We start from the raw sequence: 16,973 nt of genomic DNA on the forward strand, positions 1-16,973 counted from the left end.
CAGCGGGTCGTAGGTGGTTTCGAGACGGTTGCAGAGCAACCTCCTCAACCACCGGCTGCGGCGAGCCCGTCCACGACCTCGGCACGCGGCAGCTCGGCCAGCAGCGCGCCGGGCAGCAGCAGCTTGGAGCGGCGCACGCCGGAGCCGATCAGGGCGACGTCGAGCTCGACGGCGCGGCTGTCGACCAGCAGCCGCCACCCGTCGGGCAGCCCGACCGGCGTGATCCCGCCGTACTCCATGCCCGACTCCTCGACCGCGCGGTCCATCGACAGGAACGAGCACTTGCGGACGTCGAGCAGCTTCTTGACCCGGTTGTTGACGTCGGCCCGGGTGTCGGCGCGGACGACGCATGCTGCGACCCGCTCCTGGCCGTCGCGACGGCCAGCCACGACGACGCAGTTGGCGCCGGCCTCGAGCGGGACGTCGTAGGCCTCCGAGCAGGCCGCCGTGTCCGCGAGCTCGGGGTCGATCTCGGCGACGCCGACCCGGTCGGCGGCCGGCCAGCCGGCGAGCGCCGCGAGGACGGGGGACGGCAGCAGGTCCGGCCGGTCGGTGACCGGCCGGACCTGCAGGGTGCCCAGCTGGGGGAGGCTCATGCCTCCACTCTAGGAACTCGCGCGGCGGCGGGCCGCCACGGCGGTGGCGACGAGCCCGGCACCCCCGGCGAGGACCCACGGCACCGGCAGCAGCCACCGGACGTCCTCGTTCGGGATGTCGGTGCCCACCACGACCGCCCAGATCACGACCAGGCCCAGGAAGGCCAGGCCCATCACCAGGTGCCCGATGTTGACGGGGTGTCGCCAGGGGTGCTGCTCGGTCCCGTCGTCGTCCCTGAGGTCGGGACCTGCGTCGTAGTCGTACTCGTGGTCGTAGTCGCTCATCGTCGTCCTCACTCGGTCGTGACTTCGATCTCGCCGACGGCGAGCCGGGTGTCGATGGTCAGGCTGGGGGCGTCGACCACGTCGGAGTCGTGGGTGGCCGACCGGGTCCAGTCGATCCCGCCGCCCTGGGCGCCGAACAGGTCGTAGCCGCCGGGGCCCTCCATGGTGGCCTCCACGTCGGCGTCCACCTCGTCGGGGAGGACCACCTCGAGGCGACCCGCCTCGCCGGTCAGCGAGATGGTGCGCCCGTCGAGCTCGTCGAGGTCGGAGACGTCGGTCAGGTCGAGGACCAGGTCACCCCGCTCGATGTCGTAGGAGTCCTGCACCTCCGCCGCCGACGTCGGGTTCACCTCGACGTGATCGCCGTCCCAGCGGTCGGCGACCGTGGTGCCGACCAGCGCGGTGCTCGCGACCAGGCCGATCAGGATCAGGCCTCCGGCACGGCCCATGACCGAGCCGACGAGGAGCATCACGCCGGTGACCCCGACGGCCAGCGCGGCGTACGCCGAGTCGGCGACCGGGACGCCGGCCAGGTCGACGACCCCGAGGACGCCGAGCGCGAAGGCGATCAGCGCCAGCGTGAACCAGAACAGCAGCGGGCCACGCTTCCGCGGATCACGGGCCCGTCGCGGGGGCGCGTAGGACGTGGACTCCGTCGGGCCACCGGTCCAGCTCGCGGCGGCCGGGAGCGGCTCGCCGGTCTCGGGGTCGACCTCGGGCTGCGGGGGTGGCACCGGTCGGCCGCGGCTGCCGACCGCGAGCCACACCACGCCGACGACGGCCGCGACGACGATCAGGGGCCAGGGAAACCAGAACCCGCCTCCCCAGCTGTCGCCGACCAGGGCGAGCGCGGCGATCACGGTGAGCGCGACGAGGGCCACGGTGCGGCTGCGCTCGTCGAGGTCGACGGCCGCGCGGTCGCGGTCCTCCTCGGGCACCAGCGCCCAGGCCGCGCCGTACAGGATCAGGCCGGCGCCGCCGAAGAACGTCAGGACGACGAACGCGACGCGCAGGATGACGGGGTCGATGTCGAGGTGCCGGGCGAGGCCGCCGGCCACGCCCGCGACCTTGCGGTCGGTGACGCTGCGGCGGAGGCGACCGAGGTCGCGCATCTCGTCCCGGCTCGTCCGGGGGCCGGAGTCGCCGTGCTGGTCCGGGCCCTGCTTCTCGGGGCGGGGCTCGTGCGGAGCCTCGGGTGGTGTCGTGGTCATGGCTCCACTCTCGGCTCGCGCGGGCCCGCGCACCATCGGGGACGACCCTGAACGGGCCCGGTGGCGGCGGCCGTGGTCTCGGGGTCGGGTCGGGGTCGTTCCTCATGGTCCGGCCCCCGGCCCTGTGTGACGATTGAGTCAACCATGACGACGGCCACTCCCCATCCCGGGACCTCCGCTGGACGTCCCGGCCACGCCGGGGCGGGAGCCGCTGCGCCCCGGGACGTACGTCGGGCGACGCGCGACACCGAGGCGCCGATCATCGGCGGCGTCGCCGCCGGCCTGGCCCGTCACCTGGGGCTGCCCGTGCTGTGGGTCCGGGTGGGGTTCCTGGTCGCGACGGCGTTCGGTGGGCTCGGCTTCTTCTTCTACGCGGGCCTGTGGATGGTCCTGCCGGCGGACAGCAGGTTCGAGACGGGTGCGCCCGGGCTGGAGGGGGCCACCCGCGACGGTCGGCGTCCCGGCCGGATCCGGCGCCTCACCGACGTCGGGCCCGCCATCGCCCTCGCCGCGCTCGCACTGGGTGTGGTCCTGATCGCCCAGGCGATGCTCGGCGGCGCGGCGGTGTTCTGGCCGGTGCTGCTCGGCGTCGCCGGGCTGGCCCTGGTCTGGCGCCAGGCCGACGAGGCGCAGCGGGAGCGGTGGGTCGACAGCACCGGACGCATCGAGCCGGCGCGGCTCGTCTTCGGACGCGGTGGCTGGGCGTCCTGGACCCGGCTCGGCCTCGGCCTGGTGCTGATCGTCGCGGCCATGGTGCTGGTCTCCCTCGAGGGCGGCTCGCTGACGGTCGCCCGCGACACCCTGCTCGTCGTGCTGCTGGCCGTGGCGGGGCTCGCGCTGGTGGCGGGGCCGTGGATCTACCGGCTCGCCGCCGACCTCACCGCCGAGCGCACCGAGCGGGTCCGCAGCCAGGACCGAGCCGACGTCGCCGCCCACCTCCACGACTCGGTCCTGCAGACCCTGGCCCTGATCCAGAAGAACTCCCACGACGGCCCGCTCGTCGCCCGGCTCGCCCGCTCGCAGGAGCGGGACCTGCGGGCGTGGCTCTACTCCGAGGAGACGGCCGACGAGCGCACCGTCGCCGGCGCGCTCAGGGCGGACGCCGCCGCCGTCGAGGACGCCCACGGCGTCGCGGTCGAGGTGGTCGTCGTGGGCGACCGCGACCACGACGAGTCCCTCGTGCCGATCGTCCAGGCCACCCGGGAGGCGGTCACCAACGCGGCCAAGCACGCCGGCGTACCCCGTGTCGACGTGTACGCCGAGATCACCGACGACGCGGTCGACGTCTTCGTGCGCGACCGTGGGGTCGGGTTCGACCCCGCCACCGTCCCCGACGACCGCTACGGCGTCCGCAAGAGCATCCGCGACCGGATGGCCCGCCACGGCGGCACGGCCGAGATCCGCTCCGAGCCCGGTGAGGGCACCGAGGTGCGCCTGCACCTCTCGTCCGACGCATCCCCCAGAGGAGACGACGATGACCAGTGACGACCACGCCGGCGACCGGACCCGCGGCCCGATCCGCGTGCTGCTCGTCGACGACCACGCGATGTTCCGCTCCGGCGTCCGCGGCGAGCTCGCAGGATCCCCGCTGGTGGAGGTGGTCGGCGAGGCCGGCGACGTCGACACCGCGGTGGCCGCCGTCGCCGAGCACCGGCCCGACGTCGTCCTGCTCGACGTCCACCTGCCGGGCGGGGGCGGCGCCACGGTGATGAAGCGGTCCACCGTCGCCGACAGCCGTTACCTCGCGCTCAGCGTCTCCGACGCGGCCGAGGACGTGATCGGCACGATTCGCGGCGGTGCCCGCGGCTACGTCACCAAGACCATCACCGGCCCCGAGCTGGTCGACGCGATCCGCCGCGTCGCCGACGGCGACGCCGTCTTCTCCCCGCGCCTCGCCGGCTTCGTGCTCGACGCCTTCGCGGGATCGATCGACGTGGCCGCGGTCGACGAGGACCTCGACCGGCTCACCGAGCGGGAGCGGGAGGTGATGCGGCTCATCGCCCGGGGCTACGCCTACAAGGAGGTGGCGCGGGAGCTGTTCATCTCGATCAAGACCGTCGAGACCCACATGTCGTCGGTGCTCCGCAAGCTGCAGCTCTCCTCGCGGCACGAGCTCACCCGGTGGGCCTCCGACCGCCACCTGCTCTGACGCCTCCGCCGTTCACCCCATCGGATGAGGGACGTTGACATCGTCCGGACAGTCCGATTCGGTGGCAGGGCCCGCGACACCCCTCCCCGGAAGCGAGTCCCCGTGGCCGAGTCCAGCACCTCCACCACCGACGACGAGCAGGAGGGCGGCCTCCGGCGGTCGATCACCGGGAAGCAGCTGTTCTTCTACACCCTGGGCGACGTCCTCGGGTCCGGCATCTACGTCCTGATCGGCCTGGTGGCCGCCGCCGTCGGCGGCGCCTTCTGGATCGCGTTCGGGGTCGGCGTCACGATCGCCGCGATCACGGGCACGGCGTACGCCGAGCTGGTCACCAAGTACCCGAAGGCTGCCGGCGCCGCCCTCTACGTCAACAAGGCGTTCGGCAACAAGGTGCTCACCTTCCTGATCACGGTGTCGTTCCTGTCGGCGAGCTTCGCGGCCGCCGGCGCGCTGGCCGACGGCTTCGCGTCGTACTTCGCCGAGCTGTGGGCCGGACCGCCGGCGCTGCTGGTCACGCTGGCGTTCGTCGCGGTCCTGACCGTCATCAACTTCATCGGCATCAGCGAGTCGGTCGTCATCAACATGGTCATGGCGTTCATCGAGATCGCCGGCCTGATCATCGTGATGGCCATCGCGCTCGTCCACATCGCCCGTGGCGACGCCGACTTCGGGGTGCTGACCGAGTTCACGACCGAGAGCGGCACCAGCCCGGCGCTGGCGATCCTCGCCGGCGTGGCACTGTCGTTCTTCGCCATGACCGGCTTCGAGAACACCGCGAACGTGGCGGAGGAGACGATCGACCCCCACCGCAACTTCCCCCGTTCACTGATCGGGGGCATGGTGACCGCCGGCGTGATCTACGTGCTGGTGTCGATGTCCGCGGCCCTGACCGTGCCGACCGACACCCTGGCCGGGTCCGAGGCGGCGCTGCTCGAGGTGGTCAGGAGCGGGATCCTGGGCTTCGCCCCGGACGTCATGGTCACGGTGTTCTCGGTGATCGCCATGGTCGCCATCTTCAACACCACGCTGGTGGCGGTCGTGACGCAGCCCCGGATCCTCTACGGCATGGCCAACGAGGACGTCGTGCCGGCCGTGTTCGCCAAGATCCACCCCAACCGCCGCAGCCCGTGGGTCGGGCTGCTGTTCAGCGCCCTCGTGGTGGCCGCGCTGCTCGTGGTCGGGACCTTCGCGCCGAACGTCGAGGGCACCAGCCTGATCGAGCGGCTGTCGCTCGTCACGGTCCTGTTCCTGCTCTTCATCTACGCGCTCGTGATCGTCTCGTGCCTGAAGCTGCGGGGGCGGGACGAGGACGAGCGGACCTTCCGGGCCAGCACCCCGCTGCTCGTGGTGGGCCTGGTCGGCAACGCGGCGATCTTCGCGTGGTCGGTCCTGGACGACCCCACCTCGCTGATCTGGTGTGCGGGGCTGCTGGCGATCGGGGTGGTGCTGTTCCTGGTCGAGTACTTCTTCGGAACGCGCAACCGGCCTCCCGGCGCCGAGCGCGACGAGCCCACGGCCGGGTCGAGGAGTGAGGTCTGATGCACGTCGTCGTCGCCACCGACGGGAGCCAGCAGTCACTGCGGGCCGCCAAGCAGCTCAAGTCGTTCGCCGACCCCGCCAAGATCACCGACATCTCGGTGGTCGCGGTGATCCGGCCGCTGGCCGCGGTCGCGTTCGCCGACGACCTGTCGACCCAGGAGCGACGCCGGGCCGACCTCGAGACCGGCGGCTTCCGTGCCGCCGCCGAGTCCTCGGTCGACGCAGTGGCCGCCGTCTTCGACGGCTGGGGGCCCAAGGTGCACAAGCGGATCCGGTCCGGCTCGCCGGCCAACGAGATCATCAAGGCCGCCAAGCAGCTGGGCGCCGGCCTGGTCGTCGTGGCGGCCGGTGGGCGAGGCATCAGCGACACCGTGCTCGTCGGCAGCACCGCACAACGGGTCCAGCACTACGCCCCGTGCCCGGTCCTCGTGGTCCGGCCGGCCCCCCGGCGTACGAGGAAGTGACCTCCACGACCTAGGCTCCGTCCCATGGAGCTCGCCCGGCAGATCCTGCTGTTCGTCCACATCCTCGGGTTCGCCGCGCTCTTCGGCGGGCTCGTGGTGCAGGCGCGGGACCCCGAGAAGCGGGTCAACGGCGCGATGCGCGACGGCATCGGTACGGCGTTCCTCGCCGGCCTGCTGCTGGTCGGAGTCCTCGAGGCCGGCGACGGTGACGTCGACCGGGTCAAGATCGGCGTGAAGTTCGCCGTCGGCCTGGTCCTGCTGGTGCTGGTGATGGCCAACGTCCGCAAGCCGCGCATCCCGCAGGGCCTGTGGCTCGGGCTGCTGCTGCTCACGATCGGCAACATCGCGGTGGCGGTGTTCTGGAGCCCCGTCCACGCCTGAGCCCTGCACAGGTGCGGGGGTTTCGAGGCTCGGCCGTGACCGGCCTCGCACCTCAACCTCCGGCGGAGGCTCGGCCGTGACCGGCCTCGCACCTCAACCTCCGGCGGAGGCTCGGCCGTGACCGGCCTCGCACCTCAACCTCCGGCGGAGGCTCGGCCGTGACCGGCCTCGCACCTCAACCTCCGGCGGAGGCTCGGCCGTGACCGGCCTCGCACCTCAACCTCCGGCGGTGGGTGGTCAGCCGGTGTGGTGGACCTCCTGGAGCGCGTAGACCGGCGTCGGGATCCCCTCGAGGCGGGCCTTGAGCTGCAGCGCCAGGTAGAGCGAGTAGTGCCGCGACTGGTGCAGGTTGCCGCCGTGCATCCAGAGGTTGTCGACCTGGGTCGGCTTCCACATGTTCCGCTGCTCGCCCTCCCACGGTCCGGGGTCCTTGGTGGTGTCGGAGCCGAGTCCCCAGCACTTGCCGAGCCGGTCGGCCGTCTCCTGGTCGATGAGGTCGGCGACCCACCCGTTCATCGAGTTGTAGCCGGTCGCGAACACCACGACGTCCGCAGGCAGTGACGTGCCGTCCTCCAGCACCACGGCGTCCTCGGTGAGGTGGTCGACCTGCCCCTGGGCCAGCTTCACCTCACCGCTGCAGACGAGCTCGGCGGCGCCCACGTCGATGTAGTAGCCCGAGCCGCGGCGCAGGTACTTCATGAACAGGCCCGAACCGTCGTCGCCCCAGTCGTGCCGGAACCCGGCCTTCTCCAGCCGCTCGTAGAAGTCCTTGTCCCGCTCGGCCATCGCCTCGTACGCCGGGATCTGGAAGGTGTGCAGGATCCGGTAAGGGAGCGAGGCGAAGATCATGTCGGCCTTCTCGGTCGTGACGCCGGCCGCGAGCGCCCGCTCCGAGTAGAGGTCGCCGAGGCCGATGTCCATCAGGGTGTCGCTCCGCACGATGTGGGTCGAGGAGCGCTGCACCATGGTCACGTCGGCGTCGTGCTCCCACAGCGCCCCGCAGATGTCGAAGGCGGAGTTGTTGCTCCCGATCACGACCGCCCGCTTGCCGGCGTACGCGTCCGGACCGGGGTGGGCGGAGGAGTGGTGGACGTCGCCGCGGAAGACGTCGAGGCCGGGGAGGTCCGGCATCCGGGGCTTGCCGCTCATGCCGGTGGCGAAGACCAGCTGCTTGGGGCGCAGGGTGAGCGGCGTCCCCTCGCGCTCGACCTCGACCGTCCACTCGCCGGTCTCGTCGGACCAGGACGCGCTGGTCGCGACGGTGCTCGACCAGTAGGGGACCTCCATCACCGTGACGTAGGACTCCAGCCAGTCGGCGATCTTGTCCTTGGGGGCGAACACCGGCCAGTTGTCGGGGTACTTCAGGTAGGGCAGGTGGTCGTACCAGACGGGGTCGTGGAGGCACAGCGACTTGTAGCGGCTCCGCCACTGGTCCCCGGGGCGGGGGTGCTTGTCCACGACCAAGGCGGGTACGCCGAGCTGGCGGAGCCGGGCGCCGAGGGCGATGCCACCCTGGCCGCCACCGATGACCAGCACGTAGGGCTGGGTGGTGCTGCCGAGGGTCTCGGCCTCTTGCTGCCGCTGCTCCTTCCACGTCGTCCGGTCCTTGAACGCGCCGTGCCGGGTGCCCATCGGCCGGTGGGTGCCCCGCGGCTCCTCGTGCCCCTTGAGCTCGTACAGCGCGGTGAGCAGGGTCCACGCCCGCGCCTTGCCGTCCTCCTCGACCAGCCTGAGCAGGCCGTTGCCGCGGCCGGTGGCGGTCTCGAAGGTGATCCACGCGGTCGTCACGCCGTCGGCCTCGGTGGGCGACTCGCTGGTCGCGAAGCTCGTGGGAGCGGTCGACGCCAGGGTGTGCTCGAGGAGGTCACGTACGCCGGCGGGGTCCTCGACGGTGGTGATGTTCCACGAGAAGGAGATCAGGTCGCGCCAGAAGCTCGTGGACGCGAACAGGCGGCTCGCCCGGTCGGCGTCCGCCGCCGTCAGGGCCTCCTCGAAGTCGGTGAGCCAACGGTCGACGCGCTGCTGGGGGTCAGTGCTCGTGCTCGGTTCCACGGTCTGGGTCATGGGGGCTCCCTCGGTCGATCTCTGTCCTTGCCTACGCCCGGGTGGGTTGGAAAACGGTTGTCTGCCCCACAATGGCCGGGTGGCCGTCGAGTTCACCAGCTCCGCCCGACCGACGGTCGGCGTCGAGTGGGAGTTCGCGCTCGTGGACCAGCGGACCCGGGACCTCTCCAACACCGCCGCCGAGCTGTTCGAGGCGGTCCACGCCCGCGGGGCGAGCGTGGTCGACGAGTCCAAGCTCCACCGGGAGCTGCTCCGCAACACCGTCGAGGTGGTGACCGGCATCTGCGACGACGTCCCGGAGGCGCTGGCCGACCTCGCCGACACGATGGGGGTGGTCCGGCGTACGGCGCGCTCGCTCGGCATCGACCTGTACGCCGCCGGCACCCACCCCTTCGCCGAGTGGTCGGTGCAGCAGCTGACGCCCGGCCACCGCTACGAGGAGCTGATCTCGCGCACCCAGTGGTGGGGGCGGCAGATGCTGATCTGGGGCCTGCACGTCCACGTGGGGATCCGCCGCAGGGAGCACGCGCTCCCCATCGTCAGCTCGCTGCTGAACCAGTTCCCGCACCTGCAGGCGCTGAGCGCGTCCTCGCCGGTCTGGAGCGGCACCGACACCGGGTACGCGAGCAACCGCGCCATGATGTTCCAGCAGCTGCCGACGGCCGGCCTGCCCTTCCAGTTCGAGACCTGGGAGGAGTACGAGGGCTACGTCGCCGACGCGTTCCACACCGGCGTCATCGAGCACATCAACGACATCCGGTGGGACGTCCGGCCGTCCCCGGCGCTCGGCACCATCGAGGTCCGGATCTGCGACGGCGTCTCCAACCTGCGCGAGCTCGGAGCCCTCGCCGCGCTGACCCACTGCCTCGTGGTCGACCTCGAACGACGGCTGGAGGCCGGCGAGCAGCTGCCGGTGATGCCGCCGTGGCACACCCAGGAGAACAAGTGGCGCTCGGCCCGCTACGGGCTGGACGCCGAGATCATCCTCGACGCGGCCGGGGCCGAACGGTTGGTGACCGACGACCTCGACGACCTGCTCGAGCGGCTCACCCCGCTCGCCCGGGAGCTCCGCTGCGAGGACGAGCTGCGGGACGTCGCCCGGATCCCCGTCGTCGGCGCCTCCTACCAGCGGCAGCGGCGCGTGCTCGACCGGACCGGGGGCGACCTCGTCGCCGTGGTCGACTCGGTGGTGGCCGAGCTCGACGACTGAGCCTCGGCCCGGCCGGGCGCCCGGCCGGGGTGTCGGCGCGGCGCCGTAGGGTGGAAGCCGACATGAGCACGCCCATCCCCATCCCCGGCCTCGAGGACGCCGACGAGCGACCCGCCCGCCGGGGACCCTCCCCCGAGGAGCTGCTCGAGGGGCTCAACGACCAGCAGCGCGCGGCCGTCGTCCACGCCGGCCACCCCCTGCTCGTCGTGGCCGGCGCCGGCTCGGGCAAGACCCGCGTCCTCACTCGGCGGATCGCCTGGCTGGTCTCCGAGCGGGGCGCCCACCCGGGGTCGATCCTGGCGATCACGTTCACCAACAAGGCCGCCGCCGAGATGAAGGAGCGTGTCGAGGCGCTCGTCGGTAGCCGCGCCCGCGTGATGTGGGTCAGCACCTTCCACTCGGCGTGCGTCCGGATCCTCCGCAAGGAGATCGAGAAGTTCGGCTTCAAGTCCAACTTCTCGATCTACGACGCCGCCGACTCCAAGCGGCTGATGACCATCGTCGCCAAGGACCTCGACCTCGACCCCAAGCGCCACCAGCCCAACGCACTGCTCCACTGGATGTCCGACCACAAGAACGAGCTGCGTGACGCCGAGGAGGCGACCCGCGACGCCCGCAACGGGTTCGAGGAGTCGGCCGCCGCGGCCTACACGATGTACCAGAAGCGGCTGCGCGAGGCGAACGCCCTCGACTTCGACGACCTGATCATGACCACGGTGCACCTCTTCCAGGCGTTCCCCGACGTGCGCGAGACCTACCGTCGCCGGTTCCGCCACGTCCTGGTCGACGAGTACCAGGACACCAACCACGCCCAGTACGCCCTGGTCCACCAGCTCTGTGGTGACAACCCCGAGGACCTCGACCCCGAGGCCGAGCGGGTCGCGCCGAGCGAGCTGATGGTGGTGGGCGACGCCGACCAGTCGATCTACGCCTTCCGGGGCGCCTCCATCCGCAACATCCTCGACTTCGAGCAGGACTTCCCCGACGCCGAGACCATCCTGCTCGAGCAGAACTACCGCTCCACCCAGAACATCCTGAACGCCGCCAACGAGGTGATCGGTCACAACCGGGGCCGCAAGCCGAAGCGCTTGTGGTCCGACGCCGGCGCCGGTGAGCGGATCGTCGGCTACGTCGCCGACGACGAGCACGACGAGGCGCGCTACGTCTCCGAGGAGATCGACCGGCTGGTCGACGACACCGACCTACGCCCGGCCGACGTGGCGGTCTTCTACCGCACCAACGCCCAGTCCCGGGTGTTCGAGGAGGTGTTCATCCGGACCGGCCAGCCCTACAAGGTCGTGGGCGGGGTGCGCTTCTACGAGCGGCGCGAGGTCCGCGACGCGCTGGCCTACCTCCGGATGCTCGTCAACCCGGCCGACGAGATCTCGCTGCGGCGGGTGCTCAACACCCCCAAGCGCGGGATCGGCGACCGGGCCGTGGCCTGCGTGACGGCGCTGGCCGAGCGCGAGGGCATCATCTTCTGGGAGGCGCTGCGCCGGGCGCGGGAGGCCACCGAGCTGGCCTCGCGGTCGCTCAACGCCATCAACGGGTTCGTCGGCCTGGTCGACGAGCTGCAGTCGATGGTCGACGCAGGGGAGCGGCCCGACGTGGTGCTCGAGACCGTGCTCGAGCGTTCGGGCTACCTCGCCGAGCTGGAGGGGTCCGACGACCCGCAGGACCAGACCCGGGTGGAAAACCTCGCCGAGCTGGTGGCGGTCGCCCGCGAGTTCGCCGACGACCCGGTCGCCGGACCGAGCGCCGACCCGGCCGACGTGGACGCCGGCACCGTCGCCCCCGGGCTCGGCGACTTCCTGGAGCGGGTCGCGCTGGTGGCCGACGCCGACCAGATCCCCGACGCCCCTGACGGCGACGCCGCTGATGACGCGGGCGTGGTCACCTTGATGACCCTGCACACCGCCAAGGGCCTGGAGTTCCCGGTCGTGTTCCTCACCGGGCTCGAGGACGGCGTCTTCCCCCACGCCCGCTCCCTCGGCGACCAGCCCGAGCTCGAGGAGGAGCGCCGGCTCGCCTACGTCGGACTCACCCGCGCCGAGCAGCGGCTCTACGTCAGCCGCGCCGTGGTGCGCTCCGCGTGGGGAGCGCCCTCCCACAACCCCGCGTCACGGTTCCTCGACGAGCTGCCCGTCGACCTCGTCGACTGGCGCCGCACCGAGGCCGCCCAGGCGCAGTGGGGCCGCCCCGACCTGGCGTCGGGCAGCCCCGCCCGGCTCGGGACGCCGACCGCCGCCGGGCGGCGCAACTTCTCCTCGGCCGCGGCCCGCGCCGACGCGCTCGCCAAGTCGCGACCGACCCGCACCATCCCCGACCTCGACCCGGGCGACCGCGTCCTCCACGACTCCTTCGGCATGGGCACGGTCGTCGCCGTCGAGGGCAGGGACGACAAGCGGGTCGCCTCCATCGACTTCGGCAGTGAGGGGGTCAAGCGACTGCTGCTGCGCTACGCCCCGGTCGAGAAGCTGTAGCCGCGCGGGCGCTCAGCGGTCCCGCAGGTGCGCGGCGTTGCCGGTCACGCCGGGCGCCACCTCGGGATGCAACCGGATCTCGTGGTCGTAGTGGTCGTCGGTCATCGGCAGGTAGGGGATCGGTTCCTCGTCGACGACGCTCTCGAGCCGCCCGACCAGCCCGCGGTCGACGTCGGCGACCTGGGCCGGCGTGAGGTCCTCGGCACTCGTCACCACGTGGGGACGCAGGGCCGCCGTGCCGGTGTCCCAGTAGGTGCCGTGGAGCAGCGGCCAGAGCACGTCGTCGATGCTGCCGCTGATGCCGCGCGGCCCGAGCGAGCCGGGCCGGTCGCCGGCCGTGACGACGGTCAGGGCCCGCTTGCCGGAGAGGCCTCCGGCGCCGTACTTGAGCAGCGTGCCCGTGACGGGGTCGGGGACGTCGTAGGCGAAGCCGGACTCGAAGACCCGGTCGATCCAGCCCTTCAGGATCGCGGGAACGCCGTACCACCACAGGGGGAACTGCAGCACGAGCAGGTCGGCGGCTCCCAGCTTCTCCTGCTCGCGGACCACGTCGCTGCCACCGGCGTCCACCAGGACCGGGTCCGCTCTGCCGGTTCCGCGTGGTTGCGGTCGGCGTGGGTCTCACCGGGTCTCGACACGCCGGTTCGCCGCCATCGCAGGCTCAGTCGGCGACGGCTCGCTCGACCACCCTCAGCCGGTGCGCCCTCGCGCCGCTCGGACGTCCCGGCTACGGCGTGATGCCGTGGACGACGAACGCGTCGCGGGGGTCGACCGGGTCGCCGCCGCCGGGGCGTACCTCGAGGTGGAGGTGGGAGCCGGTGACGTTGCCGGTGGAGCCGATGGAGCCGATGACCTCGCCGGCGGTGACGGTGTCGCCCTCGCTGACGCCGAAGGAGCTCTGGTGGCAGTACCAGATCTCGGTTCCGTCATCGAGGGTGACCACGGTCTTGTTGCCGTAGGAGCCGTCGTAGGAGGCGGAGGTGACCACGCCGTTGGCGACCGCCATGATCTGCTGGCCCTCGGACCCGTTGAAGTCCAGGCCGGTGTGGTAGCTGGCCCAGAGGCCGTACTCACCGAACTCGGCGGTGGTGGACGACGGGTTGACGGGCAGCACCCACTGGTTCAGCGCCAGCTTCTTGGACCGGGCCTCGGCCTTCTGGGCGAGATTGACGAGGGCCGCGTTGCGCTGCTCGGTCATCGCCTCGGCCTCGGCGACCAGGTCGGCGTCGGCCGCGTCGTCCATCGCGTCGCGGCGCGAGTCACGGGAGACCACGACGCCACGCCCGTCGAGCAGGTCGCTGCTGGACTGGCCGCTCGCACCGCTCAGCGCGTTGGCGGCCACCAGGCGGTCGTTGCTGCCGCCCAGGAGCTGCTGGTCACCCGCGGTGACCGCGCCGGTCACGGCGAGCCCGAGCGCGGCGACGCCGGCGAGGACGGACACGGAGGGCAGCCCGCGGAACAGCGGACCGCGGGAACCGGAGTGCTTCGACGCCCGCCTGCGACCGCCGGCAGGTGGGATCGCCGGGGTCGCTGCAGTCGTCGTGCGTCGGCGCGCCGAGCCGCGACGATCCGCGCGATGGTGACCCATACGTGAACGTGCTCCCGATCGGGGGTGGGGGTGGAGAGACAACGAGCCACGACTGTAACGGATCGGCAACGGGCTCGGAAATCCCGTCACACGCGTGTGTGGACGACGCACGACCCGGGACGCCGCCGCCTGCGGGGCAACCGCCCCGCGGGTGGCGGGAATCACGTCGGCTAGCCTGCCGTCATGACCTCGACCAGCACCGGAAGCCGGATCCGGATCGTCGTCGGCAAGCCGGGGCTGGACGGCCACGACCGGGGCGCCAAGATCGTCGCCAGGGCGCTCCGCGACGCCGGGCACGAGGTCATCTACACCGGTCTCCACCAGACCCCGGAGCAGATCGTCGAGACCGCCATCCAGGAGGACGCCGACCTGATCGGGCTCTCGGTCCTGTCGGGCGCCCACATGACGCTGTTCCGCACCCTGGTCCGGCTGCTCGCCGAGCGCGACGCGTCCGACATCGTCGTCTTCGGCGGCGGCATCATCCCCGACGAGGACATCCCGGTCCTCGAGGAGCTCGGCGTGGCCAAGGTGTTCACGCCCGGCGCGCCGACCCACGAGATCACCGACTGGGTCGCCGCGCACTTCGCCGCGGAGGATGCCTCCTAGCGGACCCCGGTGCTGGAGAGCCGCGAGGCCTGAGCTGCGACATCGCCGGCGCCGCCCGACGGGTGTGGCCGCCCGGTGTGGGGGTACGGGTCGGGCTCGATCCCGACAACGCGAGGAGAGCAGCATGGATCCGTCGAAGCCTGCCAAGGCTGCGGGCAAGGTCGTTCGCACCACCGCCGAGGTGCTCGCCGAGAAGGCAGTCTCCCTGCTGGAGTCACCGGTGCCCGGGGCCCCCGCGAGCGAGCCTCCGAGCCTCGAGGAGCCGACGGAGCCCAGCGGACCGCCTCCCGCAAAGTCCGATCAGGGATCCCCGCAGCTGAGGAGTGCCACCGGAGAGCCCGCTGGCTCCGACCCGGCCGTGCGCGCGCAGCAGGAGAGCTTCCTGACCACGGCGCAGGGAGCCAGGCTCCGCGACACCGACCACTCGCTGAAGGCCGGACCACGCGGCCCGACGCTGCTGCAGGACCACCACCTGCGCGAGAAGATCACCCACTTCGACCACGAACGGATCCCCGAGCGGGTCGTGCACGCGCGAGGCGCCGGTGCCCACGGCGTGTTCGTCGGGTACGGAACCGCTGATGACGTCTGCGAGGCCGCCTTCCTCCGTCGAGACGTGGAGACTCCGGTCTTCGTCCGGTTCTCCACGGTGCTGGGATCCCGCGGTTCGGCGGACACGGTGCGGGACACCCGCGGCTTCGCGACGAAGTTCTACACCGACCAGGGCACCTTCGACCTCGTGGGGAACAACATCCCCGTCTTCTTCATCCAGGACGGCATCAAGTTCCCGGACGTCATCCACGCCGGCAAGCCCCATCCGGACCGGGAGATCCCTCAGGCCCAGAGCGCCCACGACACCTTCTGGGACTTCGTCTCGCTCCACACCGAGGCACAGCACCACACCCTGTGGAACATGTCGGACCGGGGCATCAGCCGCTCCTACCGGATGATGGAGGGCTTCGGCGTCCACACCTTCCGGTGCCTGAGCTCCGCCGGGGAGAGCTCACTGGTGAAGTTCCACTGGAAGCCGAGGCTGGGTGTGCACTCCCTGGTGTGGGAGGAGGCGCAGCTGCTCGGGGGCTTCGACCCCGACTTCCACCGCCGGGACCTGTACGACGCCATCGAGGCCGGTGCTCACCCGACCTGGGAGCTCGGGATCCAGGTCTTCCCCGACACCCCGGAGCAGACGTTCGCCGGCATCGACCTGCTCGACCCCACCAAGATCGTGCCCGAAGAGCTGGCGCCCGTGCAGCCGATCGGCCGGATGACGCTGACCCACAATCCCACGAACTTCTTCGCGGAGACCGAGCAGGTGGCCTTCCACGTGGGGAACCTCGTGCCGGGCATCGACGTGACCGACGACCCCCTCCTGCAGGCGCGGCTCTTCTCCTACGTCGACACCCAGCTGACCCGGCTGGGCGGACCCAACTTCAGCCAGATCCCCATCAACCGACCCCACGCCCCCGTCAACGACATGCTGCGGGACGGTTTCCACCAGCACGGCGTGCACGTCGGCGCGGCGCCCTACCGGCCCAACTCGCTGGACGGGGGCTGCCCCTTCCACGCCGGAGCCGAGGACGCCGCGTTCCTCGACGTTCCCGTCCGCGTCGCGTCGTCCACGAAGACCCGGGAGAACCCCGCCTCCTACGACGACCACTTCAGCCAGGCCCGCCTCTTCTGGCGCAGCATGACTCCCGTCGAGCAGGACCACATCGTCCACGCCTACACCTTCGAGCTCGGCAAGTGCTACGAGCAGGCGATCAAGGAGCGCCAGCTGCGGGCCCTGGCCAACATCGACGTGCGCTTGTGCGCCCAGGTGGCGACCGGGCTGGGGCTTCCAGCCCCCGAACCGACGGTCTCCTTCGACGAGGAGCCCGCGCCCAGCCCGGCACTGTCCCAGGTCGGGAAGACCTGGCCGACCGACGGCCGGATGATCGGCATCGTGGTGGATCCGGCCTCGGACCTCGCGGACGTCGCCGCGGTCCGGCGCACCCTTCTGGCCGAGGGCCTGCTCCCCCTGGTAGTGGCACCGCACGGCGGCGAGCTCGGGGCGGGAGTGGTCGCGCAGCGCACGTTCGCCACCGTTCGCTCCGTCGAGCTCGATGGGTTGCTTCTCGCCGGGGCCGCCCCGCCGGCTCCCGACGCAGTGCGACCCAGGGACCCGAAGTCCGACGGGACGGACGGTGCCGTCGATCCTCGCGTGCAGCTGCTGGTGGAGGAGTGCTACCGCCATGCCAAGGTGGTCGGAGCCTGGGGTGGTGGCCGCGACGTGCTGGCCACCGTCGGCCGCGCCGGACCCGGCTTCGTGGACTCCGAGACGGCGGAGGAGGTCGTGGAGCGGCTCCAGGACCTGCTCGGCGGCCACCGGGTGTGGGAGAGGCTCGACCCGGCCGGCTGATC

Annotated in this window: 15 protein-coding genes; 9 read left to right on the plus strand and 6 right to left on the minus strand. The window is 71.7% G+C overall.

Going from position 1 to position 16,973, the window contains the following annotated elements; all coding sequences use genetic code 11:
- Positions 1–44: 44 nt before the first annotated feature.
- Genes ACQ1X7_RS03865 through ACQ1X7_RS03875 form a run of 3 tightly spaced genes read right to left on the minus strand, consistent with a single transcriptional unit; the run spans position 45 to position 2,092 of the window.
- Positions 45–596, minus strand: a complete 552-nt coding sequence (locus ACQ1X7_RS03865; RefSeq protein ID WP_432476833.1) for a YbaK/EbsC family protein — start codon at positions 594–596, stop codon at positions 45–47.
- A 9-nt stretch (positions 597–605) separates the two neighbouring features.
- The gene (locus ACQ1X7_RS03870; RefSeq protein ID WP_432476834.1) at positions 606–881 is read right to left on the minus strand and encodes a hypothetical protein; all 276 of its coding nucleotides are present in this window, start codon (positions 879–881) and stop codon (positions 606–608) included.
- Between the two features lie 8 nt (positions 882–889).
- Complete coding sequence (locus ACQ1X7_RS03875) at positions 890–2,092, minus strand: PspC domain-containing protein (protein WP_432476835.1); 1,203 nt, start codon at positions 2,090–2,092, stop codon at positions 890–892.
- Between the two features lie 144 nt (positions 2,093–2,236).
- On the opposite strand from ACQ1X7_RS03875, the gene ACQ1X7_RS03880 reads away from it, so the two are divergent.
- The 5 genes from ACQ1X7_RS03880 (at position 2,237) to ACQ1X7_RS03900 (ending at position 6,625) form a co-directional block, all read left to right on the plus strand.
- Positions 2,237–3,577 (plus strand): ATP-binding protein, encoded by a 1,341-nt coding sequence (locus ACQ1X7_RS03880; protein WP_432476836.1) that lies wholly within the window; start codon positions 2,237–2,239, stop codon positions 3,575–3,577.
- Positions 3,567–4,241, plus strand: a complete 675-nt coding sequence (locus ACQ1X7_RS03885) for a LuxR C-terminal-related transcriptional regulator (RefSeq protein ID WP_432476837.1) — start codon at positions 3,567–3,569, stop codon at positions 4,239–4,241. Before ACQ1X7_RS03880 ends, ACQ1X7_RS03885 begins: the two co-directional genes overlap by 11 nt.
- 102 nt (positions 4,242–4,343) lie before the next feature.
- On the plus strand, positions 4,344–5,780 hold the full coding sequence (locus ACQ1X7_RS03890; protein ID WP_432476838.1) for an APC family permease: 1,437 nt from the start codon (positions 4,344–4,346) through the stop codon (positions 5,778–5,780).
- Positions 5,780–6,244 (plus strand): universal stress protein, encoded by a 465-nt coding sequence (locus ACQ1X7_RS03895; protein WP_432476839.1) that lies wholly within the window; start codon positions 5,780–5,782, stop codon positions 6,242–6,244. The genes ACQ1X7_RS03890 and ACQ1X7_RS03895 overlap by 1 nt, the downstream gene beginning before the upstream one ends.
- A 24-nt stretch (positions 6,245–6,268) precedes the next feature.
- Entirely contained in the window at positions 6,269–6,625 is a 357-nt protein-coding gene (locus ACQ1X7_RS03900; protein WP_432476840.1) for a hypothetical protein, read from the plus strand.
- A 237-nt stretch (positions 6,626–6,862) separates the two neighbouring features.
- Here ACQ1X7_RS03900 and ACQ1X7_RS03905 read toward each other — a convergent pair whose 3' ends face one another.
- A complete protein-coding gene (locus ACQ1X7_RS03905) occupies positions 6,863–8,689 on the minus strand; it encodes a flavin-containing monooxygenase (RefSeq protein ID WP_432476841.1) in 1,827 nt (608 codons plus the stop codon).
- A gap of 79 nt (positions 8,690–8,768) precedes the next feature.
- Here ACQ1X7_RS03905 and ACQ1X7_RS03910 point away from each other — a divergent pair, with 79 nt between their 5' ends.
- Both ACQ1X7_RS03910 and pcrA read left to right on the plus strand, forming a co-directional pair.
- Complete coding sequence (locus ACQ1X7_RS03910) at positions 8,769–9,899, plus strand: glutamate--cysteine ligase (RefSeq protein ID WP_432476842.1); 1,131 nt, start codon at positions 8,769–8,771, stop codon at positions 9,897–9,899.
- Positions 9,900–9,961: 62 nt separating this feature from the next.
- Positions 9,962–12,382, plus strand: a complete 2,421-nt coding sequence (pcrA, locus tag ACQ1X7_RS03915) for a DNA helicase PcrA (protein WP_432476843.1) — start codon at positions 9,962–9,964, stop codon at positions 12,380–12,382.
- Positions 12,383–12,394: 12 nt separating this feature from the next.
- On the opposite strand, the gene ACQ1X7_RS03920 is transcribed toward pcrA, so the two are convergent.
- Positions 12,395–12,952, minus strand: coding sequence for an NAD(P)H-dependent oxidoreductase (locus tag ACQ1X7_RS03920; protein WP_432476844.1), 558 nt, complete (start codon positions 12,950–12,952; stop codon positions 12,395–12,397).
- Between the two features lie 157 nt (positions 12,953–13,109).
- On the minus strand, positions 13,110–13,823 hold the full coding sequence (locus tag ACQ1X7_RS03925) for a M23 family metallopeptidase (protein ID WP_432476845.1): 714 nt from the start codon (positions 13,821–13,823) through the stop codon (positions 13,110–13,112).
- Between the two features lie 330 nt (positions 13,824–14,153).
- On the opposite strand from ACQ1X7_RS03925, the gene ACQ1X7_RS03930 reads away from it, so the two are divergent.
- Entirely contained in the window at positions 14,154–14,576 is a 423-nt protein-coding gene (locus ACQ1X7_RS03930) for a cobalamin B12-binding domain-containing protein (protein ID WP_432476846.1), read from the plus strand.
- Positions 14,577–14,700: 124 nt separating this feature from the next.
- A complete protein-coding gene (locus tag ACQ1X7_RS03935; protein WP_432476847.1) occupies positions 14,701–16,971 on the plus strand; it encodes a catalase in 2,271 nt (756 codons plus the stop codon).
- The last annotated feature ends 2 nt before the right edge of the window (positions 16,972–16,973 follow it).

The sequence above is a fragment of the Nocardioides sp. GXQ0305 genome (assembly GCF_050880345.1).
Taxonomy (GTDB): Bacteria; Actinomycetota; Actinomycetes; order Propionibacteriales; family Nocardioidaceae; genus Nocardioides.